This window comes from Streptomyces antioxidans, from assembly GCF_000968685.2.
Classification (GTDB): domain Bacteria; phylum Actinomycetota; class Actinomycetes; order Streptomycetales; family Streptomycetaceae; genus Streptomyces; species Streptomyces antioxidans.
In genome coordinates this window covers 1-458 of record NZ_LAKD02000217.1, presented here as the reverse complement: position 1 = coordinate 458, position 458 = coordinate 1, and the positions used below count along the sequence as shown (strand labels likewise).

Annotated in this window: 1 protein-coding gene; it reads left to right on the top strand. The window is 66.2% G+C overall.

Annotation, left to right across the window (positions count from 1 at the left end; translation table 11 throughout):
• Positions 1-458 (top strand): beta-ketoacyl synthase N-terminal-like domain-containing protein (locus VT50_RS37790; RefSeq protein WP_046091078.1); only part of this gene is annotated, 458 nt, incomplete at both ends.

Genomic DNA, 458 nt, shown 5'->3' with positions numbered 1-458 from the left:
GACCATCTGCGTGGTGAGCTGCTGGGCTCTGACATTGCCGTGGGTGTGGTGGCTCCGGCGGTTGTGGTGGCCGATGATCCGGTTGCGATCGTGGCGATGAGCTGTCGTTTTCCGGGTGGGGTGCGGTCGCCTGAGGAGCTGTGGCAGCTGTTGACGGCGGGTGGGGACGCGGTTGCGGAGTTTCCTTCGGATCGTGGTTGGGATCTGGCGGGGCTGTATGACCCGGATCCTGATCGTCAGGGGACGACGTATACGCGTGAGGGTGGTTTCCTCTACGACGCGGGGGACTTCGACGCGTCGTTCTTCGGGATTTCGCCGCGTGAGGCGCTGGCGATGGATCCGCAGCAGCGGTTGCTGCTGGAGACCTCGTGGGAGGCGTTCGAGCGCGCGGGCATCGACCCGGAGGCGCTGCGCGGTCAGCAGGTCGGTGTCTTCGCGGGCACCAACGGCCAGGACTA